A 26,263-nucleotide genomic window follows, 5' to 3' on the forward strand; every position below is an offset into this window, starting at 1 on the left:
CACGCCCGTGCTCGTTCGCACGCTCGACGAAATCACCGACACCGACGCCGACATCAAGACCGAGAACTGGCGCAGCAAGCGGATCATCCTCGCCAAGGAGGGTGTCGGCTTCTCGGTGCACGAGACCACGCTGTACGCGGGAACGGTGAACGACTTCTGGTACGCCAACCACATCGAGGCGGTGTTCATCACCTCCGGTGAAGGCGAGATCGAAGACCTGGCCACCGGCAAGGTGTACGAGCTCAAGCCGGGAACGCTGTACCTGCTCAACGACCACGACAAGCACCAGGTCCGGCCGAAGACCGAGATCAAGTGCGTCTGCGTGTTCAACCCCCCGGTGACCGGCCGCGAGGTGCACGACGAAAACGGTGTGTACCCGCTGATCACCGAGGACGCGTAAAACACCGGAGAGGAAACTGGAGGCGAAGCCCGTGACGCTGATGGACACCCGGGTCGACGACACCTACCCGACCCGGATCACCGGTACTCCGGCGCACCTGCCGCGCGCGCACCCCACGGTGTGGGGTACCGAAGCCGACGGCCCGATCGACGCCGCCACGCTGGCGAACCACGAGACCAACGGCTACACCGTGGTCGAGGACATGCTCTCCGTCGGGGAGGTCCAGGCGTACTGGCAGGAGCTGGTCCGGCTGTCTTCCGACGCGGAGCTCGCCAGGGACGAGCGCGTGATCACCGAAGCGAAGACCGGTGAAGTCCGGTCGATCTTCGACGTCCACGAGATCTCCGCCCTGATCGCCGAACTGGTGCGCGACCCGCGCGTGCTGGACCGGGCCCGGCAGCTGCTCGGCTCCGAGGTGTACATCCACCAGAGCCGCGTCAACTACATGCCGGGGTTCAAGGGCACGGGCTTCTACTGGCACTCGGACTTCGAAACCTGGCACGCGGAGGACGGCATGCCGTCCCCGCGCGCGGTCAGCTGCTCCATCGCGCTGACCGACAACTACCCGTTCAACGGCGGCCTGATGATCATGCCGGGCTCGCACCGGACGTTCGTCCAGTGCGCCGGCGAGACGCCGGAGGCGAACTACAAGGCCTCGCTCAAGGACCAGCGGGTGGGCGTGCCGAACGAGGACGACATCACCCGGATGGCGGCCGAGCATGGCATCGACCAGTTCACCGGCCAGGCGGGCTCGGCCCTGTGGTTCGACTCGAACATCATGCACGGCTCCGGGAACAACATCACCCCGTACCCGCGCTCGAACATCTTCCTGGTGTTCAACAGCGTGGAGAACGCGTTGCAGGAGCCGTTCGCGGCGAGCGCCCCGAGGCCGGCCTTCATCGCCGGCCGCGACTCGACGCCGATCTCGCGGTAGCAGTGTCGTACCGGGGCTTCGCCACCCGGATCCCCCGAAAAGCGTGGGGCCCGCCGGTGACCGGCCCGGTGCGCTTTGTTACCGTGTCGCCACCGCGCGGGCGTGTGGTCCGCGCAACAGACGTCTTCGACGGCGAACGGCGGCGGGTGCTTCGCTCGGGGTGAGCACACCCGCCCGATCGCCGGCGAAGACGACGGGCGGACCGCGCCCCCTGGCGGCCCGGCCGGAGGTTTCACACGACCCCGTACCAACGGATCGGGACCGTTGGTACGGGGTCGTTCCACGTCCGGGGGATGTCGCAGGACGTGGACACCCGCGCTGCGGAATCCGCAGAACCGCCAAAACTCCTGGTACCGGACCTGCTCGACGACCTGCCACCACGGTAGGTTGATTTCCGCGGCAAGGCGGAACCCGGGGAGGTGGGCGCGAGCATGGCCCCGATCCGGTTCCGGCTGCTCGGGCCCGTGCAGCTCCTCCACGGCGACCAGCCCGTCCCGATCGGCGGCCCCGGTGTCCGCGGCCTGCTCGCGCTGCTGGCCCTCAAGCCCGGGAAGGTCGTCGGGCTCGACGACATCATCGACGCGCTCTGGGGCCACGACCCGCCCGCGACGGTGCGCACGATCATCCACGGCAACGTCTCGCACCTGCGGCGGATCCTGCGGGAGCTCGACGGCCCCAGCATCCTCACCACCCCGCCGGGCTACCGGCTCGACGTCGACCCCGACCGGATCGACGTGCACCGCGCGCACGCGCTGCTGGACCGGGCTTCGGTGGCCACCCCCGAGGTCGCGGCCGGGCTGCTGGCCGAGGCGCTCGCGCTGTGGCAGGGGCCCGCGCTCGGCGGCGTGCCCGACTCGCTGCGGGCCCCCGAGCTGGAGGACCTCCGCCGCGCCGTGCACGGCGCCCGCGTCGACGCCGACCTCGAACTCGGCCGCCACGCCGAGCTGATCGTCGAGCTCAGCCCCATCGTGCGGGCCCACCCGCTGGCCGAGCGGACGGCGGGGCAGCTGATGCGGGCGCTCTACCACGCCGGCCGCCGCGGGGACGCGCTCGAGCTGTACCGGACCGTCTCGCGCGCCACCCTCGGCACCATGGGCGTCGAGCCCGGCACCGAGCTGCGCTGGCTGCACACGCGGGTGCTCAACGACGACCTCCCCGCACTTTCACGTGAAAGTGCGGACTCCAGGTGGGCACTTTCACGTGAAAGTGCGGACGCCGCGAAGCCGATTTCGCAGCTGCCCGCCGCCGTTCCGAGCCTGGCCGGGCGCGGGGAAGAGCTGGCCTGGCTCGACGGCCTGGTCTCCCGCGCCGAGGCGGGCGAGACCACGATCGCCGTGGTCACCGGCACCGCCGGCGTCGGCAAGAGCACGCTCGTCGTGTGGTGGGCGCACCGCGCCGCGCGGAAGTTCCCGGACGGGGTCCTGTTCGCGTCGCTGCGCGGCTTCGACCCGCACCACCCGCCGCTGGAGCCCGCCGAGCTGCTCACCCAGTTCCTGCTCGGCCTCGGCGTCGAAACCGCGAAGATCCCCGAGCTGCTCCACGAACGCGTCGCGCTGTACCGGTCGCTGATCGCCGGGCGGCGGATGCTGGTGCTGCTCGACGACGCCCGCACCGCCGAGCAGGTGCGCCCGCTGCTGCCGCCGAGCGCGCGGACGATGACGGTGGTGACCAGCCGTTCGCGCCTCGACGGGCTCGCCGTGTCGAACGCGGCCCGGCAGCGCGTGCTCGGCACGCTCGCGCCCGAGGACGCCGTGCAGCTGATCGAGGAGCTCGCCGGGCCGGCGAGTCTCAACCACGCCCTCGCGCGGCTCTGCGGCTACCTGCCGCTCGCGCTGCGGATCGCGGGCGCGCGGCTTTCGGCGAGCGCGCAGCGGACCGCCGAGGAGCTGGTCGACGAGCTCGGCAACGAGCGGACGCGGCTGGCGGCCCTGCAGGTCGAGGGCGCCGACGACGGCGTGCGCGCCGCGTTCGACGTCTCCTTCCGCGGCCTGCCCGGCGAGATCGCCGAGACGTTACTGCAGCTGGGAACGGTGCCCGGGGTGCTGGTCGGGCCGCACGTGATGGCCGCGGTCGCGCAGATCCCGGTGCCCGAAGCCCGGCGGCGGCTGCGCGCGCTGGCCGCGCACAACCTCATCGCCGAGACCGCGCGGGACGTCTTCGTCCCGCACGACCTCGTCTGGCTCTACCTGCGGGAGCTCGTGGAGCAGGAGCTGGGCGAGAAGGAGCGCGAAGAAGCGCTCGGCTGGACGGTCCGCTACTACCAGGCCGCCGCCGACCGGGCGCGGCGCCGGCTGGGGCCGGTCGCGGACCCGCTCGACTTCACCGGGGTGCTCGCCGACGACGCGATGCCCCCGCTGACCGGCTTCGCCGAGGCGCACGACTGGTTCGCGGCGGAGTGGCCGAACCTCCTCGCGGTCCTCGACGCCGCGGCCGCCGCGGGCCGCCACGACGACGTCTGGCGGCTGGCGCGGCTCGGGCACAGCTACCGCGTCGCCTGCCCGCTGCTGGACGAGTGGACGCGGATGGCCGACCTCGGCGTCGCCGCCGCCGAAGCCGCGGGCGACGTCGCCGGGCAGTGCTGGCTGCGGCTCGCGCGGTCCGAAATCGCGTTGGTCTTCGAGCTGCCGGGGTTCGGCCTAGCGGACGCCGAGCGGGCGGCGGAGCTGGCCACCGGCCTCGCCGACGAGTGGCTGACGACGTCGGCCGACCTGCACCTCGGCCGCGCGCTCAGCCGGCTCGGCGAGCACGAGCGGGCCATCGAGCGGCTCGGCAAGGCCGTCGCGGAGGCCGGCGACGTCACGCTGCGCGGGCAGGCGCTCAGCAGCTGCGCGCAGGCGGAGAAGCGGGCGGGCCTGCTCGCCGAGGCCATCGCCCACCAGCTCGCCGGGCTGCGCATCGACCGCGAACTCGGCGACGACGACCGGGTCGTCGTCTCGCTCGACAAGCTGGCCGACCTCAGCCTGCGGGTGGGCGACCTCGAGGCGGCCGAGCGGTACGTCTGGGAGGCGATCGACCTCGCGATCAGCCGCGAGTTCGTCGCGCGCGAGGGTTCGCTGCGGCTGACGCTGGGCCGCGTGCTGCGCGCCGGTGGCGACCTCGACGGCGCGCGCGAACAACTCGCGCTGTCGGTGCGCCTTTGCCGATTCGGCCAGAAGCAGGCCGCCCCACGAGCGGCAGGCGACCGGTGCTATGGCCCGATTCGGCCGTGACTGTGGCCGGATCGGCAAACAACGGCACTGTCGAGCGGGTGCACCCGAAGCTCGACGGCGAGGTGCGCACCGAACTCGCCGAACTGCAGTGAAGATTCGCCCGCGCTTTCGAACTGCGACAACTCGGTGTCGGCTCGGCGCATTCATGGCGATGATTCGGTTGCGAACGGGTCACGGCCGGGTTCGCACCGTGAATCCTTAGTGGATTCTTAGTGGGCGCGGGCGGCGTCCGCGTAGGTTCGGCGGTGCCGGCTGAGCCCTAGGGGAGGGGCAGGCTGAGACGCCGGCGCCGGGCCCCGCGCGGGAAACCGCGGCGGGGCCGGGAGCCGCCAGGAGCGGCTCGTGGCGACCCGGCCGGCCGAGGTGGGGGTAGGCCGGCCGGTCGCCAGGCAGGGGTCAGCCCACGTTGGCGGTGCACAGCGCGATGGTCGTCCCGCTGTTTTCCGCGACCTTCTTGCCGTCGACCAGAATGGCGCACTTGATGTCGTTGCTCGCGCTCGAATTGCTGGTGTCCGCGGTGAGCGTCAACAAGTACGAACCATTGTTGTAGGAAGCCTCGCCCTGCCACGCGTCGGTGCTCGCCGGCGCGTTTTCGGTGCGCTGGTCGCTGAGGCTGCCGTAGCGGACGGTCGCGCCGCCCGCCGAGGTGACCTCGAAGACCACCGCGTGCTTGTCGCCCGCGACCGCGGGCAGGTGCAGCCCGGTCTCGCCGCCGCCGAGGAAGGTCGAGTAGAGCAGCACGCCCGCCGTCGACAGCAGTGCCGCGACCGAAACGACGGTGGCGGTGATCGCGACCCCGCGGTCGCCCGTGGTGCCCTTCTTGACCTGGACCAGCCCGGCGATCGCGAGGATCAGCCCGAGCCCGGCCAGTGGCCACGCCACGAACCCGATGTCGGGGACGAACGCGACACCGAGTGCCGCCAGGCCGAGCAGCAGGCCGACGATCGCCAGGATGTTGCGCCCTGGTTTGGCGTTCGCTTGACGACGCTCCGTGGCCGTCACCGGCGGCGCGGGTCTGCCGTGGCGCGCGGTGGTCGGCGGGTACTGCGGGTCGGTCATCATGCGGGCCCCTTCGGGTGGGAGTGCGACGACGTTAACCCATAAGAGTGCCCGCGAACGAAATTGTTACATTCTGGAAAAAGTCATTGTCCCACCATTTTGCCGTGAGTATCGGTATTTCCTGACATCACGCGCAGGGTGTGGCGATGTGATCAATGCGAAGAATATCGGTGTTCCCACTGTTTTCGTGGCCGTACGGCCTACGACGACCGTCGGTTCCGGTGTTCAAGACGAAAGTCGCGAGCTGGACTTTTCAGTCGAAAAGGCTCACTTCGGGGGTGATTTCGAGGAGCTCGAACACGGGACGCCCGCGGCGGCCGTCGATCGTCGTCGTGCGCACGACGCGCAACCGGGCGGTCACCGGGCGGTCGAGGTTCTCCTTGATCTCGTCGAGCAGATCCGGCGCCACCGCGCCCTGGATCGTCCCGCCGGACTCGCGGTCGAGGTAGAAGATGCGCCGCCGGGTGCGGACGCCGTCGAGCCGCCCGCGCACCGTCTCGTAGCCGACCGCCTCGCGGGATTCGCGGAGGCTGCCCTGGAGGATCCGGGCCTGCTCGGTGGTCATGCTGCGGGTGACCTGCTCGCCCGCGGTCGGGGTCAGGGCCATCCCGATGCCGGCGTTCTTCGCGACGGCGTTGACGATGTCGCTCACCGCGTTGCGGACGGTGTCGCGCTGCAGCAGCACGGCGTCGAGCGCGCCGTCGTCCGAGCCGTTGGCCGGCAGGAAGTCACACAGTTCCTTGACGGCCCGCTCGGAAAGCGTCTCGATGCCGTCGACGATGAGCGCGTCGTCCGGCGCGGGCTCGGGGAAGCCGAAGAAGATCGCGTTGCCCGCCTGGCCGCGCTGGATCAGCGGCGCCTTGTCGCGGTCGGCCTGCTGGACCTGGGTGACCTCGCCGGACGGGTTCCGGATGATGTGCCCGATCTTCGCGGTCGCGTCCTGCAGCGCCCGGCTGATGTCGGAGAAGGTGTAGGCGTCGATGCTCTGCTCACCGATGACCGAGACGTGCAGCAGCGGCGAGCGGGACGTCCGCTCGAACTTGGCGTTGGCCGCCATCGCCGAGGCGCGCGCGAGGTCGTCGAGCCACGTGCCGCCGGGGATCTCGTCGGCGATGCGCCGGAACTCGTTCCTCACCAGATCATCTCCGGGTAGCCCCTGCCGCCTTCGGCCCAGACCTCGGCCCAGGTGTCCTCGTCGCCGGGGCGGCACAGGAAGCCGTCCAGCATGCCGCCGACCGGCTGCACCTGGTCGAGGTACATGGCGGGCTGCCCGACGATGACGCCGCGCAGCGTGAGCAGGCCGTAGAGCGCCGAGCGGCCGGCGTCGTCGAGCCGCTTCAGCGCGCCCCACTCGTCCGGGATGAGGACGACGTCGAGGCTGCGCGGCGGGTGCGCGGTGCGGATGATCAGCTCGCCGCCGATCCAGGCGCGGCCGGACGGCATGATCCGGCGGGCCACGCCGAGGTAGCTGTTGAGCGCGCTGAAGAGGATCTCGCGTTCGTTCTGGTGCGGGGCGTCGAAGACCAGGCGCTCGTAGACGTCGGCTAGGTCGCCCGCGTGGCGGCCCGGCGGCAGGACCTGTTGCGCAGTCCAATGGGGGAGCGCCACGCCACTCCCTCCTCAGCCTCGCTCACAGTGCGTAGCCGAATTTACCAGGATGGGTGTCAGCCACCGCGCCCAGGCTGCTGCGGCCACCGCGGGGCGGCCTCCTCGCTCTCGGGCCAGGCCGGTTCTTCCTCGGTCGGCCAGTCCTCGGCCTCGGCCCCGCGCTGCGGTGGCAGCGGCAGGTGCCCTTCGCGGTGGCCGACGGGCTCGGGCTCGTCGTCGGCCTCGTGGTGCTCCTGGGGCGGCCCCTGCGTCCAGGCGGCCGGGATGAACTGCGTCTGCTCGGCGGCGAGCGGTTCGTCGTACCGCGGCTCGGGTTCCGGCTCGTACGGCGCTTCGGCGGCTTCCGGTGCTTCGGCGCGCTTCGGGATCCGCAGGACGAGCCACGAGGTGAGCGCGCCGAGCGCGAAGGCGATGATCAGCCACAGCCAGATCTGCCCGAACAGCCACAACATCGGCACCACCCCTTCAGATGACCGTGATTTCGACCCGCCGGTCCTCTTCGCCGCCGTCGGCCGGCCGGGTGTCGCCGAGGCCCCGGTAGGTCACGCGCTTGGTCGTGAGGCCGTTGGTGGTGAGGATCCGGGCGACGGCCCGGGCCCGGTCCCGGGACAGCTTCAGCGCGGCGCTCTCGCCACCGGGCCCGCGCCCGACGTGCCCGGTGACGCGGTAGCGGAAGGTCTCCGGCGACTTGGCGAGCGCGACGGCGATGCCGCGGGCGGCCTGTTCCCCTTCGGGCGTGAGCCGAGCGGTGTCCGGCACGAAGGTCACGGGCGCCTCGGCGAGCATCCGGTCGATCTCGGCCTGGACCCCGGCCTTGTCGGTCGGCGGCGGCGCGGTGGTCGTCGTGGTGGGCGGCGGCGGGGTGCTGCTGCTGGGGGCCGCGCTCGGCGGGGGTGCTTGGCTCGTGCTCGGGGCGACCGGCACGACGTCGCCCTCGAACTTGGCGGCGCGGACCCCGTCGACCCCTTGGACGACTTCCAGCGCGCGGAGTGCTTGGCCGGGCGGGAACCCGGTGAGGGTGGCGTCCCGGCCGTCGAAGCTGACGCTCCCGGCGGGCAACCCGGCGGCGGCGAGCGCGGCTTGCGAGCGAGAGGTGAGATCACGCTGGACGCTCCCGGCCTGAGCCCAGGTCACGATCCCCGCGAGCAGCGCCGTGACCAGCACCGCGATCGGGACCAGCAGGATCCAGCGACGCCGACCGGACATAAGGGGAGGGTAGGCCCGGTGCGGCGGGTTGGCGAGTCGGCTGGGGCGGTCCGTCCACAAGTTGTCCCCAGGCAAGTCGACATGTGGACAACTTCGGCGTTCGTGATCGAGCGAGCACTTTCCGTCGGGGGCGGCGGATAGGCTGACGACGGGGTGGCCCCCAGGGAGGGCGGGTTGTGCTGGGGCGGGTTGTGCTGGGGCGGGCTGTGCTGGCCGAGACCCGGGCGAGCCCCGCGCGACGCTAGAGAGGTCCCGAACGACTCATTCGGGACCCCAGGCGCCCCCAATCAGTCATTCGCGACTCCCGGGCCACCCCGAAAACCCGCCCAGGAAGCCTGGCCCGCCCCCGCGGGCAAACCGAGAACCGCTCAGCTGGCCCGCTGAGCGTTGTCCGGCACCTCGAGCACGTCCATCTGGGGCAGCGGCGTCAGCGGAGCCAACGGCGTCAACGGCGCGAGCTGCGGCCGCTTCGGTGACAGCCCGTCCCCCATCGACTCGCCGCGCAGCTGGCGGCGGATCCACGGGAGCAGGTGCACCTTCGTCCACGTCAGGTCCGAGCGCCGCGAGTCGATCCAGCGGCTCGGGACCGCCTCCGCCGGCCACGGCTCTCGCCAATCACCCTCCACGGGGATGCCCAGGACCTCCGCGGACTTCAGCGCGATGCGGCGGTGGGCGTCCGGGGAGAAGTGGAGGCGGTCGTCGCTCCAGGCTCGGCGGTCGTGCAGCGGGGCCATCGCCCACAGGTCGACCATGCGGGCGCCGTGGCGCTCGGCGATGGCCCACAGGTGGGTGTTGTAGATCGCCACCTTGCCGCGCAGGACCGACATCACCGACAGGACCTTCGTGTCCGGGCCGTTGAACATCAGCACCGGGATGCCCGCCTCGCGCAGCTTGGCGACGCCTTCTTCCAGGCGCTCCGCCACCGCGTCGACGTCCGCGCCCGGCACGATGATGTCGTTGCCGCCGGCGCAGAGGGTGACCAGGTCGGGCTTCAGTTCCAGGGCGATCGGGAGCTGCTCGTCCATGATCTCGTCGAGCATCTTGCCCCGCAGCGACAGGTTCGCGTACCGGAAGTCCGCCCGGCCCGCCGCCAGGATCTCCGCGAGCCGGTCGGCCCAGCCGCGGAACGAGCCGTCCGGCAAGGCGTCGTTGAGGCCCTCGGTGAAGCTGTCTCCTAGGGCTACATAGCTGTCGATTCCGTACACGTTGGGTCCCCTTCCCCATCCCTGCGACCGACTCCCCGACATGTAGTTGTACACCACAACTAACCATCGGGGTCCAACCCCCGCGCCACCCCGGCCGTTCAGCCCGGGGTAACAGTGTCTTATCTTGTCGGCCTTCTCCGCTCCCTTATTACGCAGTCTTCACCTTCGGCATGCCGTGAAACAGCACACCAAGAGGCAAACCCGGCACTCGATGTGGCGAAGATCTCCCTGCTTGCGGCGTCCCGGGGGCTTTCCGGCAGGCTGGAAAGGTGTCCGGAGAACCCCGTGAGTCGCTCGCGCAGATCCTCGGCGGCCGCCGGGGTGCGCTCGACGCCAGCGTCCCGCCCGCCGGTTTCGTCGTGGGCTGGCTCGTGGCCGGGCAGTCCGTCGCCTGGGGTGCCGGGGCCGCCATCGCGGTCGCCCTCGCGCTCGGGGTCTACCGGGTCGTCCGGGGCGGCAAGATCCGCGCGCTCGTGGTCAGCCTGGCCGCCGTCGTCGCGGCCGCGCTGATCGCCCTGCACACCGGACGCGCGCAGGACTTCTTCCTGCTGCAGCTGATGTCCAATGTGGCCAGCGCCCTGCTGTGGGCGGCCAGCATCGTGGTGCGCTGGCCGCTGCTCGGCGTCGTCGTCGGGCTGCTGCTCGGGCAGAAGGCGCGCTGGCGCCGGGACGCGGTGCTGCTCAAGGCGTATTCACGGGCCAGCTGGGTGTGGGTGCTCCAGTACGTGCTGCGCGTGGTCGTCTACGGCCTGCTGTGGTGGGCCGGCCAGGTCGTCGCGCTCGGCGTGGCCCGCACGGTGCTCTCGTGGCCGCTGGTCGCGCTGACCGTCGCGGTGAGCGGGTGGGTGCTCTACCGGGCATTGCCACCGGAGCACCCCGGCCTGCGCCTGACGCCGGAGACCAGCTCGGACGACGTACCCAGGGCATAAGGCGGCCCCCGGCGAGGGGGGAGGGTCCGGGGGCCACTGCCTACGGTACCCGGCCGACCCGGGTTCAGTCGACGTTTTCGCGGTTTCGGCCCGCGTTTCGCTCAATCCGCTGGTGGAGCGGGTCTCGGCGCGCCTTCGCCGAAGGCGTCCACGGCGGCCAGCCACGCCGCACCGAGCACGCCATCGGAGCTGGTCAGCACCTCGAGGCCGGACAACCCGCGGCGGACGAGCGCGCCGACCGGGCTGTCCCCGGTGAGCACCGAGCCGACGAGCACGACCGGAGTCGACTCGCCGGGCTCGCGCGCGGCGAGGGCGTTCGCGACGAGCAACTCGGCCGCGCGGCCGACGATCTCCCGGGCCGCGGGCTCGCCGGCGTCGTGCGCCGCGCTCACCAACGGCGCGAAGCGGGCGAGCCGCACCGGCGCCTCGGCGTTGGCGGCCGTGATGAGCGCGCGCGACGCGGCGAGCCGCCCGGCGTCGGTCCGGACGTCCAAACCGGACGGTCCGAGCGCGGTGGCGAGCACCGCCGACGGCAATCCTTCGAGGGGAAGGCCGCGGCCCAGAGCCTCCAAAGTGGAACGGACGGCTTCGCGGCCGAGCCAGAACGCCGAACCCTCGTCGCCGAGCAGCCAGCCGTAGCCGCCCGCGGTGCCGGCGAGGCGCCGCTTGCGGATCCGGCCCGCGATCGAACCGGTGCCGGCGACCAGGACCGTCCCGTCGGGGGCCGACGTCGCCGACGCGTACGCCACTTCGGCGTCGGCGACCGTCCGCACCACGCCGGTGAGCCCGATCCGCGCCCACGCCGCTTCGAACACTGACGCCACCGCCGGGTCGCTCAGCTTGCTGACCCCGGCCATGCCGACGACGCACGCCCGCACGGTGCCGGGGTCGCGGTCGCCGAGCGCCGCGGTGATCGCACCGGCGATCCGGCCCGCGGCGACCTCCGGCGCGTGCGCGTTGGGGTTGGCGCCTTCGCCGCGCCCGGTGCCGAGCACGACGCCGGCGGCGTCGACCAGTGCGGCCCTGGTCGACGTGCCGCCGGCGTCGACGCCGATCGCGGAGGTCACCGGGTCTTGGTCACCTTGAGCAGGCCGCGCGGGTTGTCCGGGTCGCCGCCGCGCGCCAGCGAGAGGCCCAGCGCGATCTGCTGGATCGGCAGGATCTCCAGGATCGGCGCCAGCTCTTCGACGGTCTGCGGGACGTCGATCCGCAGCGCCGCGGGGGTGTCCGCGGACGCCGAACCGACCGCGACGACGTCCGCGCCGCGCTTGCCGACCGCGTCGACGACGTCGCGCATGGCTTCGGCGCCGTGCCCGGCGCTGGTCACCGCCAGCACCGCGGTCTGGTCGTCGACCGCCGCCACCGGGCCGTGCAGCAGGTCGGCCCCGCTGTACGCGCGCGCCGCGAGGTAGCTCGTCTCGGCGAGCTTGAGCGACCCCTCCAGCGCGGTCGCGTAAGAGTAGCCGCGGGCGGCGGTGAGGACCCGGTTCACGAACCGGTACCGGTCGACCGCCCGCTGCACGCCCTCGGTGGCGCCCTCGAGGGTCTGCTGCGCGAGTTCGCCGATCTTCTCGGCGTCCGCCGCCTTGCCGCCGCGCACCGCGTCGACGAGCAGATAGAGCGCCATCAGCGTCGCGGAGTACGTCTTGGTCGCCGCGACCGCCTGCTCGACACCGGCGCCGATGTCGATGCCGAGTTCGGACGCCGCCCGCAGCGGCGAGTCCGGGGTGTTGGTCACGGAAACGGTCAGCGCGCCCTGGCGCCTCGCCGTTTCGGTGACCTCGATCAGGTCAGGCGACCCACCGCTTTGGCTGACGGTGACGAACAGCACGTCCCGCAAATCGGGTCGCGCGCCGTACAGCGTCGCCGTGGACGGGGAAACCAGACCGGCCGGAAGGCCGAGGAGTACCTCGATCAGGTACTTCGCGTACAACGCTGCGTGGTCACTCGATCCACGCGCGGCGAGCAAAGCGAACCGCGGGGGCCGTTGTGAGATCTTTTCCGCCACTTCGGCGATTTCCGACTGACGCTGCACCAGACCGGCCAGGACGTCCGGCTGCTGGGCGATCTCCGCGGCCATGTGCTCGCCGGGCCGTTGTTGGGTCATCATTTTCCTCTCCACCTCCGGCATTATGTACCGGACTCAGGCGGCGTCGGTCAGGTCTAGACCAATGTTAGTGGGGCGGGCCGTCGGTGGAAAAGGGTACGTTTCATACGGGGACGTGGCGTGTGATGAGGGAAGGCATAGGGAGTCGGGCATGTTGGAGACCACCACCACGGGCGAGGCGGGCACCGTCGCCGGGATGCGCGGGCAGCGCGAGCCCAAGTATTGGGCATTGAAACAGCACCTCCTCGACCTTTTGGACGTCCTCCCGCCGGGGTCGCCGATCCCGACCGAACGCGCGCTCGCGGGGGAGTTCACGGTCTCCCGCACCACCGTGCGCCAGGCGCTGGCGGACCTGACCGCCGAGGGCCGCCTGCACCGTGTGCAGGGAAAAGGCACCTTCGCGGCCGAGCCGAAGCTCGCGCAGCGGCTGCAGTTGTCGTCCTACACCGAGGACATGCGCAAGCAGGGCCTGAAGCCGTCTTCGAAGCTCCTCGAAGTCGAAGAGCTGCCGGTGGAGGGTGACCTCGCGAAGCTCCTCGGAATCCGCACCGGTGCGAAAATCCTTCGCCTTCGACGTCTTCGACTCGCGGACTCCCAGCCGATGGCGCTGGAGACGACCCACCTCCCGCTCGGCCGTTTCCGCGGACTGCGCAAGCACGTCTCCGCGGGCGGTTCGTTGTACGCCGTTCTGCGCGAGCACTACGGGGTCGAACTCGAACGCGCCGAAGAGACGATCGAGACGTCGCTCGCCGGGCCGCAGGAAGCGGAAATGCTCGGCGCGGACGTCGGCATGCCGGTGCTGATGCTGACCCGGCACTCGTTCGCCACGGACGGCAAGCCGGTCGAGTTCGCCCGCTCGGTCTACCGCGGCGACCGGTACAAGTTCGTCACGACGCTGCTGCCGTAGGGCCCGGTTGACGGGGGGATCACCGGCGCGGTGGAGTGAGCACGTGACTGCCACCGAAGACACCGGGATCCGGTGGGGGACGCACGCCGCGCGCGGCGTCCTCGCCACCACCATCCTCGGGTCGGGCATGGCGATGCTCGACGGCACCATCGTCAACGTCGCCCTGCCCCGCATCGGCACCGAGCTCAACGCCTCGGTCGCCGGGCTCCAATGGATCCTCGACGGGTACCTGCTGGCGCTCGCCGCGCTCATCCTCGTCGCCGGTTCGCTCGGCGACCGGTACGGGCGGCGCCGCACGTACCTCGTCGGCGTCGTCTGGTTCGGCGTCGCCTCGGGGCTGTGCGCCGCCGCGCAGTCCACCGAGATGCTCGTCGCGACCCGGATCCTGCAGGGCATCGGCGGCGCGCTGCTGACGCCGGGTTCGCTCGCGATCCTCCAGTCGTCCTTCGCGCACGACGCCCGCGCCCGCGCGATCGGCGCCTGGTCGGGGCTCGGCGGCATCGCGGCCGCCGCCGGCCCGCTGCTCGGCGGGTTCCTCGTGCAGGTCTGGTCGTGGCGGCTGGCGTTCCTCATCAACGTGCCCATCGCCATCGCCGTGGTCCTGATGGCGCGGAAGTTCGTCCCCGAATCGCGGGACCCGGAGGCCACCGGCCACCCCGACTTCGGGGCGGCCGCGCTCGGCGCCGTCGGCCTCGCCGGGGTGACCGGCGCGCTGGTGGAGGCGCCGGGACGCGGGATCGGCGACCCGATCGTGCTGATCGCGGGCCTGCTCGGGATCGCGGGGCTGGCCGCGTTCGTCCTCCTCCAGCACCGCTCGGCGGAACCGCTCGTGCCGCCGTCGCTGTTCCGCGACCGGACGTTCACGCTCTCGAACGCGCTGACGTTCGTCGTCTACGCGGCGCTCGGCGGGGTGATGATGCTGCTGGTCATGCAGCTGCAGGTGTCGCTCGGCTATTCGCCGACCGCGGCCGGGCTGGCGGGGCTGCCGCTCACGGTCGTCATGCTGCTGCTGTCGGGGCGCTCCGGCGCGCTCGCGCAGCGCATCGGCCCGCGCACGCAGCTGGTCGTCGGCCCGATCGTCGTCGGCGTCGGCATGCTGCTGATGCTGCGCATCGCGCCCGGGGCATCCTACTTCGGCACGGTGCTGCCCGCGGTCGTGGTGTTCGGGCTCGGCCTGGCGACGGTGGTGGCCCCGGTGACCGCGACGGTGCTCGCCGCGGCCCCGGACCGCTTCGCCGGCGTCGCCTCCGGCGTCAACAACGCGATCGCCCGCTCCGGCGGGCTCTTGGCGGTGGCGGTGCTGCCCGCGGCGGCCGGGCTGACCGGCGAGGCGTACGCCGACCCGGTGGCGCTCACGGCGGGCTGGCGGACGGCGCTGGTCATCTGCGCGGCGCTGGCCATCGCGGGCGGGCTGATCGCGCTGGGCATCCACAACGGCGTCCTGGAGCCACCGGCTTCGCCGTCGCCGCCCAAGCCCGACGACGAGTGCCCCCACCTGGGCGAGTGCTACCACTGCGGCGTCGAGGGCCCGCCGACGCACGTCCGCGGCGGCGGGACCCCGGTCGCCGGTTCCTAGCCCGCGAGGATCTCCGCGAACATCGCCGGGTCGGCGTTGCCGCCGGAGACCAGGACGACCGTCTTGCCGGCCGGCAGCTCGCCGGCGTGGAAGAGGTACGCGGCCGTCGTCACCGCGCCGCTGGGCTCGGCGACCAGGCGGGCCTGGCGGGCCAGGACGCGCACGGCCTCGCGGATCTCGTCCTCGGAGACCGTGATCATCTGGTCCACGACCTCGCGCAGGTGGGCGAAGGTCAGCTTGGACGGCTGCGAGCGCAGGCCGTCGGCGATCGTGCGGGCGCGGTCGGCCTGCGGCCAGCGGACCAGCTCACCGCGCCGGAGGCTGTCGGTGGCGTCCGCGGCCAGTGCCGGCTCGACGCCGATCACGCGCGCCCGCGGGCAGCGGGCCTTCAGCGCGGTGCCGACGCCGGCCGCCAGCCCGCCACCGCTGACCGGGACGAGCACGACATCGACGTCCGGCAGGTCTTCGGCGATCTCCAGGCCCGCGGTGCCCTGCCCGGCGATGATGGCCGCGTCGTCGAAGGGCGGGACGAGGGTCAGCCCGCGTTCGGCGGCCAGTTCACGCGCTTTCCCCTCGTGCTCGCCGATCGGCACCTCGATCACCTCGGCGCCGTACGCGAGGGTGGCCTCGACCTTGATCCGCGGCGCGACGTCCGGCACGACGATCACCGCGGGTACGCCGTAGCGCTGCGCGGCGTACGCGACCGCCTGCGCGTGGTTGCCGCTCGAGTACGCGACGACACCGCGTTCGCGCGCTTCGTCGTCGAGGGCCCCGATCGCGTTGAACGCACCGCGCACCTTGAACGCGCCGATCGGTTGCAGGCTTTCGGGTTTGAGCCACAGGGTGCCGCGGGGATCCCACGTCTGGACCAACAGGGGCGTGCGCACGGCGACACCTTCGACGCGCTTCGCGGCGGCCTCGATGTCGGAGATAGTCACCAGTTCCATGTGCCGAGTATGTCAAGAAATCGTTCGGATGAGAGTGTCTACTGTGGACAGACGGAGTGGTCCTCCTCACGCCGCGGCAACGCGGGGAGTTCCTCGCGCGCCTTAACCGTTGGACAAGGGGAGAACACGGACTACTCGGATCGGGATCATGACGAAGGAGAACGAAGCGGCTTCCGAAGGAAAGACGGAGGAAAAGCCGGGCCTGCGGATCGTGCAGGTGCTGGCGGCGGCGCTCGCGGCGGTGACCGCCGCGCTGCTGGGCTCGACGCTCGGCGTGGCGGGCACGGTGGTCGGCGCGGGCGTGGCGAGCGTGGTGTCGACGGTCGGCGGCGAGCTGTACTTGCGCTCGCTGCAACGCACGCGCGAGGCGGCGGCGAAGGCCCGCGTGCTGGCGACGTCGGGGATCCGGCGGCGGGGACCCGCGCCGGACGTGCCGGCCGAGGTGGAAATTCCGATTACCGACCAGCCGACGGTGCAGCTGGAGAAGCCCGCCGAGGACGGGCCCTCGCGGCTGCGGAAACTGCGCTGGCCCTTGATCATCGGCACCAGCGTGGCGGCGTTCGCGGTGGCGATCCTGGCGATCGTCGGCCTCGAGTCGGCAACGGGCGCCCGGATCGGCGGCGGCACGGGCACGAGCATCGGCAAGATCTTCGGCGGCGGTGGCGGCCACACCGACACCACACCGTCGACGACGCCGACCACCGGGACCAGCGACACCCAGGTGTCCCCGACGGAGACGACCACGACCCCGCCGGAAACGTCGACGGCCCCGACGACCTCGTCGGAGACGCCGACGACCACGCCGAGCACGTCGACGCAACAGCCGTCGACCTCGGCCCCGGCCACGACGGCCCCGCCCACCAGCCAGGGCGCGGCGACCACGCCGACGCCGTGACGGTGGTCAGGCCAGGTGGGTGCGGAGGGCTCGGGCAGCTTCGGTGGTCGCGCGGCCGACGTTGCGGGAGGCCCTCGCGTCGAGTACCGAAGGCAGTCGGTCGTCGTTGACCCGGCCACGACGGCCCCGCCCACCAGCCAGGGCGCGGCGGCCACGCCGACGCCGTGACGGTGGTCAGGCCAGGTGGGAGCGAAGGGCGCGAGTGGCTGACGACGATGCGGGACGCCCTCGCGTCGAGCCCCGAGTGACTGTGGTCAGACCAGGTGGGAGCGGAGCGCTCGGGCGGCCTCGGCGGGGTCCTCGGCCTCGGTGATCGCGCGGACGACGACGATGCGGGACGCCCCCGCGTCCAGCACCGAAGGCAGCCGGTCGCCGTCGATGCCGCCGATTGCGAACCACGGGCGTTCCGGGGCCCAGCCGGCCACCGCGCGCACCAGGTCCAGGCCCGGTGCGTCGCGGCCCGGCTTGGTCGGCGTCGGCCAGCAGGGGCCCGTGCAGAAGTAATCCACGCCGGGCTCCGCCGACGCCGACAGCGCCTGGTCGAGGGAGTGGGTCGAGCGGCCGATCACGACGGCGTCGCCGAGGATGCGGCGGGCCAGCGGGACCGGGATGTCGTCCTGGCCCAGGTGGAGCACGTCCGCGCCGACCGCCAGCGCCACGTCCGCGCGGTCGTTCACCGACAGCAGCGCGCCGTGGCGCTCGCACGCCTCCGCCAGCACCTCCAGCGCCGCGATTTCGGCCGCGGCCTCCAGCGGCGCGCCGCCGGTCTTGTCTCGCAGCTGGATGACGTCGACGCCGCCGGCGAGGGCCGCGTCGGCGAACGCGGCCAAGTCGCCGCGGGAGGTGCGGGCGTCCGTGCACAGGTACAGGCGCGCGGCGTCGAGGCGGGCGCGGATCTTGTCACCGGAGAGGGCGGGCATAGCGGCGACCGTACCCCGGGAGTTAGGGTGGACGGGTCCGCACGGGAGCCCGAGGCACGGGCTGAGAGGGAGCTGCCGCTCCGACCGTGGAACCTGATCCGGGTCATGCCGGCGCAGGGAGCGTGATCCCATGACGAACCTGGCAGTGGTGGGCGGCGGCGTGATCGGCCTGTCCGCGGCGTGGCGGGCCGCGAAGGCGGGCCACGACGTCACCGTGCACGATCCCGAGCCCGCCCGCGGCGGCGCGTCCTGGCTGGCCGGTGGCATGCTCGCCCCGGTCACCGAGGCCTGGCCCGGCGAAGAAGACGTGCTCAGCCTCGGTGAAGCGTCGCTGAAACGCTGGCCGGGCTTCGCGAGCGACCTGGGACAAGAGGGCGTCGACCCCGGTCTCGCCGGGCACGGGACGCTCGTCGTCGCGTTCGACAGCGCCGACGCCGGGCACCTCGACATCCTCGCCGGCTACCTGCACTCGATCGGCCGCGCGGCCGAGCGCCTCACCGGGCGGGAGACGAGGCGGCTCGAACCCGGCGTCGGGTCCGTCCGAAGTGGACTCCACGTGCCCGGCGACCTGGCCGTGGACAACCGGAAACTGCTCAACGCGCTCTACGCGGCGTGCGTCAACCACGACGTCCGGTTCGTGCGCGAGCGCGTCGAGGGCCTGCCGGACGCCGAAGCCGTCGTGCTCGCCGCGGGCGCGTGGACCGGGCGGCTGCACCCGCAGCTGGCCGGCGCCGTCCGGCCGCTCAAGGGCGAGATCCTGCGGCTGAAGCCCCGCCGCGGCTGCCTGCCGCCGCCCGCGCACACCGTGCGGGCGGTCGTCGAGGGCCGGCCGATCTACCTCGTCCCGCGCGGCGACCAGGAGCTCGTCCTCGGCGCCACGCAGTACGAAGCGGGCTTCGACCGGGCCGTCACCGCGCGGGGCGTGCGCGAGCTGCTCGAAGGCGCCGAACGCGTCTTCCCCGCGATCACCGAGTACGAGCTGGTCGAGACCGCCGCCGGCCTGCGCGCCGCCAGCCGGGACGTGCTGCCCTACATCGGTGTCCTGGACGACGGCGTCTTCGCCGCCACCGGGCACCACCGCAACGGCCTGCTGATGGCCCCCGTGACCGCGGCCGCCGTGGTCGCCTGGCTCGAGGGGGAGGAGCCGCCCCAAGGCGTCGAAGCGGCTTCGCCCGCCCGGCTGCAGAAGAAGGAGCACGTGTGATGGAGATCAAGCTCAACGGCCAGTGGACGGAGTTCCCGGACGGCGCGACCGTCGCCGACGTCCTCGACGCGTCCGGCGGCCCGCGGCCCGGGATCGCCGTCGCGGTCGACGGCGTCGTCGTCCGCCGGGGCGACTGGGCGGCCACCGTCGTGCCCAAGGGCGCGGGCGTCGACGTGCTCACCGCCGTCCAGGGAGGCTGAAGTGGACGAAGAACCGCTGGTCATCGGCACCGCCAAGCTGTCGTCCCGGCTGATCATCGGCACCGGCGGCGCGGCCAACCTGGCCGTGCTCGAACGCGCGCTGGTCGCCTCCGGCACCGAGCTGACCACCGTCGCGATGCGCCGCGCCGACGCCGAGGGCGGCTCCGGCGTCCTCGAACTGCTGAAGAAGCTCGGCATCGAGCTGCTGCCGAACACCGCGGGCTGCCGGACGGCCGCCGAAGCCGTGCTCACCGCGCAGCTCGCGCGGGAAGCGCTGGAGACCGATCTCATCAAGCTCGAAGTGCACGCCGACGACCGGACGCTGCTCCCGGACCCGTTCGAGACCCTCGACGCGGCCGAACGGCTGGCCGCCGACGGGTTCACGGTGTTCGCCTACACGAACGACGACCCGGTGCTCGCGCTGCGCCTGGAAGAGGCGGGCTGCGCCGCGGTGATGCCGCTGGGCGCGCCGATCGGCACCGGCCTCGGCATCCGGAATCCGCACAACATCGAGCTGATCGTTTCGCGGGCGGGCGTGCCGGTGATCCTGGACGCCGGAATCGGCACGGCCTCGGACGCGACGCTGGCGATGGAGCTCGGCTGCGACGCCGTCCTGCTGTCCACCGCCGTCACCCGTGCGGCCGATCCGGAGCGGATGGCTTCGGCGATGCGTGCGGCCGTCGTCGCCGGTCACCTGGCCCGCGCGGCGGGGCGGGTGCCGCAGCGCTTCTGGGCGAAAGCGTCGAGTCCACCTCGGTGAACCAGGTGGCTTCACGCCGAACGCGCACCGCGAGCCCGTAAGGTGGACGGCACTTTCCGGCGCACCCGCGGCGGGGCAGGGCAGAAGGAGCCAGCCGTGACGAGCACATCGGTCCAGGACGTCTCGGGCAGGTTGTACCTGGCCGTCGGCAGGCTGTCGCGGTCGCTGCGGCAGGCGGGTGTGCCGGGACCGGGCCACGGTGCCATCTCGGCGCTGGCGACGCTCGTGAACTCCGGCCAGCTCCGTCTCGGCGACCTCGCGGCCAAGGAGGGCGTCGCCGCGGCGACGATGTCGCGGATCATCGCGTCCCTGGTCGAGGCCGGCTACGTCAGCCGCGAGTCCGACCCGGTCGACCGCCGGGCGTGGCTGGCGAAGGCGACCGAGGAGGGCGAGCGGCTCGTCTCCGGCGTCCGGTCGACCCGCGTCCAGGAGCTGAACCGGCGCCTCGACCGGCTCTCGCCCGAGCACCGCGAAGCCTTGACGACGGCGATCCCGGCGCTCGAGGCCCTGATCGCGGACGACTGAGCTAGTCCGCGAGCCGGCGCGTGATCCGGTCGAACAGCTCCGTCAGCGGCTCGCCGACGTCCCGGCCGAACTCGGTCAGCCCGTAGGTGACCTGCGGCGGCGTGGTCGGCTCGACCCGCCGCCAGACCAGGCCGTCCTGGACCAGCGCGCGCAGCGACTGGGCCAGCATCTTTTCGCTGATGCCCTGGATGCTCTCGCGCAGCTCGAAGAACCTGAGGTCGGTGCGCCGCAGGGAGATCAGCACCCAGATGCCCCACCGGCTGGTGACGTGGTCGACGACGTCGCGCGCGGCGCAGTCGGTGTGAAACACCTCATACCGCGCCTCGGCGCCGGCCGGGGTGAGCTGTGGGCCTCCGGTCATGTCATGAGCTTACCCAGAGGTATGTACTTACCAGAAGTTAGCTCGGCTCCTAGCGTCCCCCGAACACAGCGGGAATCGGACGAAGGAGCTGTTCATGATCGTGGTGACCGGGGCTACCGGGAACGTGGGCCGGCCGTTGGTGCGGGCGCTGGCCGGAGCGGGACAGCAGGTGACGGCGGTGTCGCGGCACGCCGCGGACGTGCCGGACGGCGTCCGGCACGTGGTGGCCGACCTGGCGGAGCCCGCCGCTCTCGAGCCCGTGCTGGCCGGGGCGAAGGCGTTGTTCCTGCTGCTGTCCGGCGACCTGCACGCCGTCGGGGCGAATCCTGCCGATGTCGTCGAGCGGGCCGCGCGCGCCGGGGTCGGCCGGATCGTCCTGCTGTCCACCCTGGGGGTGGTGACCAGGCCCTTCGGCACGACGCGGGTCGCGATGCGCGAGCTGGAGGACGCGGTGCGGGCGGCCGGGCCGGACTGGGCCGTCCTGCGGCCGGGCGGCTTCGCGTCGAACGCCCTGTGGTGGGCCGAAAGTGTCCGCACCCAGCGGACAGTCGCCGCACCCTTCGGCGACACGGGGGTGCCGGTCATCGACCCGGCGGACATCGCCGACGTCGCCGCGGCCTGCTTGCTGGACGAGGTGCACACCGGCGGCGTGTACGAGCTGACCGGGCCGGAAGCGATCACGCCGCGGCAGCAGACGGCGGCCATCGCCGCCGCGCTGGGCGCGCCGGTGCGCTTCCACGAGCAGACCCGCGAGGAGGCCAAGGCGGGCATGACGCGGACCATGCCGGCCGAGCTCGCCGACGACACCCTGGACATCCTCGGCTCGCCGAGCCCGGCCGAGGTGCGCGTCAGCCCCGACGTCGAGCGGGTACTCGGCCGGGCTCCCCGCACCTTCGCCGACTGGGCCGCGCGCACCGTCGCCGCGTTCCGCTAAGCGGCCTTCTGCCGCAGCTCGGCGAGCTCCGCACGCAGGGCGCGGAGCTCGTCGAGGATCTCCTGGTTCGCCGCCGCCTGGGTTTCGGCCTGCTTCGCCTCCTCCTCGCGGATGTCCTGGCGCAGCTCGTCCTCCATCCCGCTGACCACGACGGCGATGAAGAGGTTCAGCACCGCGAAGCTGGACACCAGGATGTAGACGACGAAGAAGATCCAGGCCATCGGCGCCTGTTCCATGATCGTCTTGGCGATGTCGGGCCAGGCCTCGCCGGTCATCACCTGGAACAGGGTGAACAGCGACGTGCCGAGGTCGCCGAAGTCGCCGGGGTCGATGGCGCCGAACAGCTTCGTCGCCATCACCCCGGCCACGAAGATGATTAGCGCGAGCAACGCGGCGATCGAGGCCATGCCGGGGATGGCGGCGAGCAGCCCGGAGACGACCTTCCGCATCGACGGCACGACGGAGATCAGCCGCAGCACCCGGAGCACGCGCAAGGACCGCAGCACCGCGAACGGCCCGGTCGCCGGGATCACCGCGATGCCGACCACCAGCAGGTCGAAGACGTTCCAGTTGTCGCGGAAGAAGCCGCCGCGGTAGGCGTAGAACTTCGCCAGCAGCTCGGTGACGAAGATGCCGAGCGCGATGTGGTCGAGCACGTGCAGGAGCCCGGCGTACCCGGCCATGATCGACGTCGACGTCTCCATCCCGAGCGTGACCGCGTTGAACACGATGACGGCGATGATGAAGTTCTGGAAGCGGCGGTCTTCGAGGACCTTCGCCACCCGCTCGCGTCCGGTCAAGGCCGCCCCCCGCTTGGGTCAAGGATCAGTAAATCCGTTCGGCGGCCAAGATATCTTGCGACGAGAGAGGCGAAGCGCATGGGTGAAGGCCCCGAAATCCCGCTGTCCCGGCTGCGCGAAGTGACCGAACTCCTGCCGGCGCAAGCGGAACGCGCCGGTGGCCCGGTCACGACCTGTGCTGGGAGCCGGTCGAGCACACGATCGGGCGGCGGACCTCAGCGCTCCTCGGGAGCCAGCCGCCAGAAGGCCGACACCGGTCCGACCTTGGCACCCATCGGGTACGCGTGCTCGACCGCCTGCGAAACGAACCACTTGCCGTACCGCGCGGCCTCGACCACCGACATGCCCTTCGCGAGCCCGGCCGTCAGCGCCGACGCCATCGTGTCGCCCGCGCCGTGCGTGTGCGGGGTCGAGTAGCGCTTGCCCGGCAGCTCCACGAACGTCGAGCCGTCGAACAGCAGGTCCACGCACTCCGGGTCCGACTGCAGGTGGCCGCTCTTCACCAGGACGTACCGCGGGCCCATCCGGTGCAGCACGACCGCCGCGGTGTGCATGCCTTCGCGGTCGGTCACCGTCATGCCGGTCAGGAGCCGGACTTCGTCGAGGTTCGGGGTCAGCACCGTCGCGCGCGGCAGCAGCTCGTCGCGCAGCGCGTGCAGGCCGGCCTCGTCGAACAGCGGCTGGCCGTGCATCGACGCCGCCACCGGGTCGACCACGAACGGGATCCGGGCGTCCCGGCCGATCTCCGCGTTGTCGCACGCGACCGCGACCGCCTCGATGATCCCGGCCGACGCCAGCATGCCCGTCTTGGCCGCGCCGACGCCCATGTCCGCCGCCACGGCCTCGATCTGCCCGGCCACGATGTGCGGCGGCAGGTCGGCGCGGTCGTGCACGCCGAGGGTGTTCTGGACGGTGACGGCGGTGACCGCGACCAGGCCGTGCACGCCGCAGGTCAGGAACGTGCGCAGGTCCGCCTGCAGCCCGGCGGCGCCGCCGGAGTCCGACCCGGCGATGGTCAACGCGGTCGGAAGGCTCGTTGGCATGGTGTTTTCCCGACTTCTGGTCTAGGCCAATCGGCCGCTTTTCCTTCATCAAGAGTCAACCACGGTGGCACATTGTGTGGGCTACTCACCAGTTCACGGGGCGAAGGAGCCTGGATGAAGCTCTCCTCGGTGGTACTCCTCACGGCTGCGCTCGTGCTCTCCGGAGCGACCGCGGCCCACGCGGACAGCCCGAAGCTTTCCCACGTCACGACCGTCGGCGTGCACAACACCTACGACCCGGCGGCCTACGGCTACCTCGCCCAGGCGCTCGACGCCGGCTCGTCGCTGATCGAGCTCGACGTCTGGCCGGACTTCTTCACCCACGAGTGGAAGGTCAGCCACTCGAACCCGCTGGGGAACAACAACAACTGCGTCGCGGCCACCTCGGCGTCGCAGCTCTACAGCGGCGGCAAGAACAAGAACCTCGAGTACTGCCTCGACGACATCCGGATCTGGCTCGCGGCCCACCCCGGGCACGCGCCGCTCACGCTCAAGCTCGAAATGAAGACCGGCTTCTCGGACAACACCGGCATGGGCCCGGACGAGCTGGACGCGACGTTTCGCTCGCACCTCGGCAGCGTCGCCTTCCGCCCGGCCGAGCTGCTGGGCGGCTACGGCACGCTCGACGACGCGGCCAAGGCGGACAACTGGCCGTCGGTGGACGCGTTGCGGGGCCGGGTGATCACCGAGATCATCCCGGGCACGGTCGAGGAGGGGAACCCGACCGACACGCTGAAGACCGACGTCGAATACGCGCGGTACCTGGTCGGGCTCAAGAACGCCGGCAAGCTCGGCGAGGCGAACATCTTCCCGACCGTGCACGGCGCGGCCGGCGGTGACCCGCGGGACAAGTACACCGCCGACCTCAAGCCGTGGTTCGTGGTGTTCGACGGCGACGCGAACGCGTGGGTCACGCAGACCGGGCCGTGGTGGTACGACGCGAACCACTACTACGTCGTGATGACCGACGCGCAGAACGTCGCGCCGGCCATCGACGCCCACAACCCGACGGTCGAGCAGGCCAACCAGCGCGTCGCCGACCTGGCGAAGCAGCACGCGTCGGTCGTCACCGCGGACTGGACCGGGCTCACGACGGTGCTGCCGCAGGTGGTCGCCCGGGGTTAGAGGGTCAGCACGAGCTTCCCGGACACCCGCCCGGATTCGCCGAGCTCGTGCGCCTTGGCGACGTCTTCCAGCGGGAAGGTCTGTTCGACGCGGACCTTCAGCTGGCCGGCCTCGATGAGCTCGACGAGGCCGGTCAGCCCGCCGCGGTCCGGCTCGACGAGGATCCGGCTCGTGCGGACTTCCCGTGCCGCGGCAGCCTTTTCGACGCGGTCCGCGACGCCGCTGGGGACGCCGATCAGCAGGCCACCCGCCTTGATCGCGGGGAGCCAGCGCAGGTCGCTGTCCTCGCCGACGAGTCCGAAGTAGACGTCCACATCGGACGCCGTGGCGTTCTCGTCGTGGTAGTCGATCGGTTCGTCGACGCCGAGTTCGCGCAGCAGGTCGTGCTTGCCGGCGCTGGCCGTGCCGATGACGTGCGCGCCGCGCGCCTTGGCGATCTGCACGGCGAGGTGCCCGACCCCACCGGCGGCGGCGTCGACGAACACCCGCTGTCCTTTCCGGACGTCCGCGACGTCGACCAGGCCCTGCCAGGCGGTCAGCCCGGCCAGCGGCAGCGCGGCGGCCTCGGCGAACGACAGCCCGGCGGGCTTGCGCACGAAGTGCCGCGACGGCGCGGTGACGTACTCCGCGTACGCGTTGCCCGGGCGCGGGAACCACGGCATGCCGAGGACTTCGTCGCCTTCCCGGACGCCGGTGGCGCCGAAACCGGCCGCTTCGACGACGCCGGCGACGTCCCACCCGACGGTGAACGGCGGCTCGCCGAGGAACCCGCCGCCGGCCCGCACCTTCCAGTCGACGGGGTTGATCCCGGCGGCCCGCACCCGCACCAGGACCTCCGTCGGCCCGGGTTCCGGGCGCGGTGCTTCGGTGACGCGGAGCACCTCCGGCCCGCCGAGGGTCTCCTGGGTCACGATGCGCATTGCTCCACTCCTTCGGTTCGAGGTCGCCTCCTATACTCGGACGGGTAGGCACTTTTCGCTAGAAGGCACTTATCCGTAAAGTAGGTACCTGATGGAAACCACCTGTGAACAGGACGGACCCTGGGACGTCTACCTCCGGAGCTGTCCCTGCCGGGACGTGCTGGACCTGCTGGCCAACAAGTGGACGGCCCTGGTGCTGGGCGCGCTGTCCCGCGGCCCGCACCGCTTCGGCGAGCTGCGCCGGGCCGTGGACGGCATCAGCCAGAAGATGCTGACCCAGAACCTCCGCCAGCTCGAGCGCGACGGCTTCCTGACCCGCACGGTGTACCCGACGACGCCGCCGACGGTGGAGTACGCGCTGACGGAGATGGGCGCGGAGGTGGGCGCGCACCTGGTCGCGCTGAGCACGTGGTCGCAGGCGAACTTCGACCGCATCCGTTCGTCGCGCGAGGAGTACGACGGCCGGGAGCTGCAGCCGGTCCGCTGACG

General features: G+C 72.0%; 28 protein-coding genes and 1 riboswitch. Of the genes, 14 read left to right on the forward strand and 14 right to left on the reverse strand.

Going from position 1 to position 26,263, the window contains the following annotated elements:
• The first annotated feature begins 7 nt into the window (after window positions 1–7).
• The 3 genes from MUY14_RS40730 to MUY14_RS40740 all read left to right on the forward strand — a co-directional run bounded on the left by MUY14_RS40730 (window position 8) and on the right by MUY14_RS40740 (window position 4,543).
• Window positions 8–400 carry an ectoine synthase gene (locus MUY14_RS40730; RefSeq protein WP_003071625.1) on the forward strand — a complete coding sequence of 131 codons (393 nt, stop codon included), beginning with the start codon at window positions 8–10 and terminating at the stop codon, window positions 398–400.
• A 31-nt stretch (window positions 401–431) separates the two neighbouring features.
• Window positions 432–1,334 carry an ectoine hydroxylase gene (thpD, locus tag MUY14_RS40735; protein ID WP_247017735.1) on the forward strand — a complete coding sequence of 301 codons (903 nt, stop codon included), beginning with the start codon at window positions 432–434 and terminating at the stop codon, window positions 1,332–1,334.
• Between the two features lie 431 nt (window positions 1,335–1,765).
• Window positions 1,766–4,543, forward strand: coding sequence for a BTAD domain-containing putative transcriptional regulator (locus tag MUY14_RS40740; RefSeq protein WP_247017737.1), 2,778 nt, complete (start codon window positions 1,766–1,768; stop codon window positions 4,541–4,543).
• A gap of 396 nt (window positions 4,544–4,939) precedes the next feature.
• Here MUY14_RS40740 and MUY14_RS40745 read toward each other — a convergent pair whose 3' ends face one another.
• The 6 genes from MUY14_RS40745 to MUY14_RS40770 all read right to left on the reverse strand — a co-directional run bounded on the left by MUY14_RS40745 (window position 4,940) and on the right by MUY14_RS40770 (window position 9,621).
• Window positions 4,940–5,605: a DUF4190 domain-containing protein gene (locus MUY14_RS40745; RefSeq protein WP_247017739.1), complete on the reverse strand. Its 666-nt coding sequence runs from the start codon at window positions 5,603–5,605 to the stop codon at window positions 4,940–4,942.
• A gap of 250 nt (window positions 5,606–5,855) precedes the next feature.
• Window positions 5,856–6,737, reverse strand: a complete 882-nt coding sequence (locus MUY14_RS40750; protein ID WP_247017741.1) for a hypothetical protein — start codon at window positions 6,735–6,737, stop codon at window positions 5,856–5,858.
• A complete protein-coding gene (locus tag MUY14_RS40755) occupies window positions 6,734–7,210 on the reverse strand; it encodes a DUF6932 family protein (RefSeq protein ID WP_247017743.1) in 477 nt (158 codons plus the stop codon). The genes MUY14_RS40750 and MUY14_RS40755 overlap by 4 nt, the downstream gene beginning before the upstream one ends.
• A 56-nt stretch (window positions 7,211–7,266) precedes the next feature.
• A complete protein-coding gene (locus tag MUY14_RS40760) occupies window positions 7,267–7,662 on the reverse strand; it encodes a hypothetical protein (protein WP_247017745.1) in 396 nt (131 codons plus the stop codon).
• Between the two features lie 13 nt (window positions 7,663–7,675).
• A complete protein-coding gene (locus MUY14_RS40765) occupies window positions 7,676–8,416 on the reverse strand; it encodes an OmpA family protein (RefSeq protein WP_247017747.1) in 741 nt (246 codons plus the stop codon).
• A 368-nt stretch (window positions 8,417–8,784) separates the two neighbouring features.
• Window positions 8,785–9,621, reverse strand: coding sequence for an SGNH/GDSL hydrolase family protein (locus MUY14_RS40770; RefSeq protein WP_247017749.1), 837 nt, complete (start codon window positions 9,619–9,621; stop codon window positions 8,785–8,787).
• Window positions 9,622–9,890: 269 nt separating this feature from the next.
• Here MUY14_RS40770 and MUY14_RS40775 point away from each other — a divergent pair, with 269 nt between their 5' ends.
• Complete coding sequence (locus tag MUY14_RS40775; protein ID WP_247017751.1) at window positions 9,891–10,550, forward strand: DUF3159 domain-containing protein; 660 nt, start codon at window positions 9,891–9,893, stop codon at window positions 10,548–10,550.
• A 101-nt stretch (window positions 10,551–10,651) separates the two neighbouring features.
• Here the strand turns inward: MUY14_RS40775 and MUY14_RS40780 are convergent, their stop codons facing one another.
• Both MUY14_RS40780 and MUY14_RS40785 read right to left on the reverse strand, forming a co-directional pair.
• On the reverse strand, window positions 10,652–11,617 hold the full coding sequence (locus tag MUY14_RS40780; RefSeq protein WP_247017753.1) for an N-acetylglucosamine kinase: 966 nt from the start codon (window positions 11,615–11,617) through the stop codon (window positions 10,652–10,654).
• Window positions 11,614–12,660: an SIS domain-containing protein gene (locus MUY14_RS40785; protein ID WP_247017756.1), complete on the reverse strand. Its 1,047-nt coding sequence runs from the start codon at window positions 12,658–12,660 to the stop codon at window positions 11,614–11,616. The genes MUY14_RS40780 and MUY14_RS40785 overlap by 4 nt, the downstream gene beginning before the upstream one ends.
• A gap of 148 nt (window positions 12,661–12,808) precedes the next feature.
• Here MUY14_RS40785 and MUY14_RS40790 point away from each other — a divergent pair, with 148 nt between their 5' ends.
• Complete coding sequence (locus MUY14_RS40790) at window positions 12,809–13,564, forward strand: GntR family transcriptional regulator (RefSeq protein WP_247017758.1); 756 nt, start codon at window positions 12,809–12,811, stop codon at window positions 13,562–13,564.
• A 43-nt stretch (window positions 13,565–13,607) separates the two neighbouring features.
• Window positions 13,608–15,140: an MFS transporter gene (locus MUY14_RS40795; protein WP_247017760.1), complete on the forward strand. Its 1,533-nt coding sequence runs from the start codon at window positions 13,608–13,610 to the stop codon at window positions 15,138–15,140.
• Here MUY14_RS40795 and MUY14_RS40800 read toward each other — a convergent pair.
• Window positions 15,137–16,087: a threonine/serine dehydratase gene (locus MUY14_RS40800; RefSeq protein WP_247017762.1), complete on the reverse strand. Its 951-nt coding sequence runs from the start codon at window positions 16,085–16,087 to the stop codon at window positions 15,137–15,139. The genes MUY14_RS40795 and MUY14_RS40800 overlap by 4 nt on opposite strands.
• A 148-nt stretch (window positions 16,088–16,235) precedes the next feature.
• On the opposite strand from MUY14_RS40800, the gene MUY14_RS40805 reads away from it, so the two are divergent.
• Window positions 16,236–16,982, forward strand: coding sequence for a hypothetical protein (locus MUY14_RS40805; RefSeq protein ID WP_247017765.1), 747 nt, complete (start codon window positions 16,236–16,238; stop codon window positions 16,980–16,982).
• A gap of 254 nt (window positions 16,983–17,236) precedes the next feature.
• On the opposite strand, the gene thiE is transcribed toward MUY14_RS40805, so the two are convergent.
• Window positions 17,237–17,902 (reverse strand): thiamine phosphate synthase, encoded by a 666-nt coding sequence (gene thiE, locus MUY14_RS40810; RefSeq protein ID WP_247017768.1) that lies wholly within the window; start codon window positions 17,900–17,902, stop codon window positions 17,237–17,239.
• A 31-nt stretch (window positions 17,903–17,933) separates the two neighbouring features.
• Window positions 17,934–18,039: riboswitch (TPP riboswitch) on the forward strand.
• Between thiE and thiO the strand changes: the two genes are divergently transcribed.
• The 4 genes from thiO (at window position 18,033) to MUY14_RS40830 (ending at window position 20,591) form a co-directional block, all read left to right on the forward strand.
• Window positions 18,033–19,106 carry a glycine oxidase ThiO gene (thiO, locus tag MUY14_RS40815; protein ID WP_247017770.1) on the forward strand — a complete coding sequence of 358 codons (1,074 nt, stop codon included), beginning with the start codon at window positions 18,033–18,035 and terminating at the stop codon, window positions 19,104–19,106. Its footprint overlaps the riboswitch before it by 7 nt.
• The gene (gene thiS, locus MUY14_RS40820; RefSeq protein WP_247017772.1) at window positions 19,106–19,306 is read left to right on the forward strand and encodes a sulfur carrier protein ThiS; all 201 of its coding nucleotides are present in this window, start codon (window positions 19,106–19,108) and stop codon (window positions 19,304–19,306) included. Before thiO ends, thiS begins: the two co-directional genes overlap by 1 nt.
• Window position 19,307: 1 nt before the next feature.
• Entirely contained in the window at window positions 19,308–20,066 is a 759-nt protein-coding gene (locus MUY14_RS40825) for a thiazole synthase (RefSeq protein WP_247017774.1), read from the forward strand.
• A 96-nt stretch (window positions 20,067–20,162) separates the two neighbouring features.
• Complete coding sequence (locus tag MUY14_RS40830) at window positions 20,163–20,591, forward strand: MarR family winged helix-turn-helix transcriptional regulator (protein WP_247017776.1); 429 nt, start codon at window positions 20,163–20,165, stop codon at window positions 20,589–20,591.
• 1 nt (window position 20,592) lies between these two features.
• On the opposite strand, the gene MUY14_RS40835 is transcribed toward MUY14_RS40830, so the two are convergent.
• The gene (locus tag MUY14_RS40835) at window positions 20,593–20,952 is read right to left on the reverse strand and encodes a helix-turn-helix domain-containing protein (RefSeq protein ID WP_247017778.1); all 360 of its coding nucleotides are present in this window, start codon (window positions 20,950–20,952) and stop codon (window positions 20,593–20,595) included.
• A gap of 94 nt (window positions 20,953–21,046) precedes the next feature.
• On the opposite strand from MUY14_RS40835, the gene MUY14_RS40840 reads away from it, so the two are divergent.
• Complete coding sequence (locus MUY14_RS40840) at window positions 21,047–21,886, forward strand: SDR family oxidoreductase (protein ID WP_247017780.1); 840 nt, start codon at window positions 21,047–21,049, stop codon at window positions 21,884–21,886.
• Here the strand turns inward: MUY14_RS40840 and MUY14_RS40845 are convergent.
• Window positions 21,883–22,686, reverse strand: coding sequence for an ion transporter (locus tag MUY14_RS40845; RefSeq protein ID WP_247017782.1), 804 nt, complete (start codon window positions 22,684–22,686; stop codon window positions 21,883–21,885). The genes MUY14_RS40840 and MUY14_RS40845 overlap by 4 nt on opposite strands.
• Window positions 22,687–22,901: 215 nt before the next feature.
• A complete protein-coding gene (gene thiD / locus MUY14_RS40850; RefSeq protein ID WP_247017784.1) occupies window positions 22,902–23,729 on the reverse strand; it encodes a bifunctional hydroxymethylpyrimidine kinase/phosphomethylpyrimidine kinase in 828 nt (275 codons plus the stop codon).
• A 114-nt stretch (window positions 23,730–23,843) separates the two neighbouring features.
• Between thiD and MUY14_RS40855 the strand changes: the two genes are divergently transcribed.
• Window positions 23,844–24,854 (forward strand): phosphatidylinositol-specific phospholipase C domain-containing protein, encoded by a 1,011-nt coding sequence (locus MUY14_RS40855; protein WP_247017786.1) that lies wholly within the window; start codon window positions 23,844–23,846, stop codon window positions 24,852–24,854.
• Here the strand turns inward: MUY14_RS40855 and MUY14_RS40860 are convergent.
• Complete coding sequence (locus MUY14_RS40860; protein WP_247017788.1) at window positions 24,851–25,774, reverse strand: NADP-dependent oxidoreductase; 924 nt, start codon at window positions 25,772–25,774, stop codon at window positions 24,851–24,853. The two genes, MUY14_RS40855 and MUY14_RS40860, sit on opposite strands and share 4 nt — an antisense overlap.
• Before the next feature lie 91 nt (window positions 25,775–25,865).
• Here MUY14_RS40860 and MUY14_RS40865 point away from each other — a divergent pair, with 91 nt between their 5' ends.
• Entirely contained in the window at window positions 25,866–26,261 is a 396-nt protein-coding gene (locus MUY14_RS40865) for a helix-turn-helix domain-containing protein (protein ID WP_247017790.1), read from the forward strand.
• The last annotated feature ends 2 nt before the right edge of the window (window positions 26,262–26,263 follow it).

Source organism: Amycolatopsis sp. FBCC-B4732, from assembly GCF_023008405.1.
GTDB classification, from domain to species: domain Bacteria; phylum Actinomycetota; class Actinomycetes; order Mycobacteriales; family Pseudonocardiaceae; genus Amycolatopsis; species Amycolatopsis pretoriensis_A.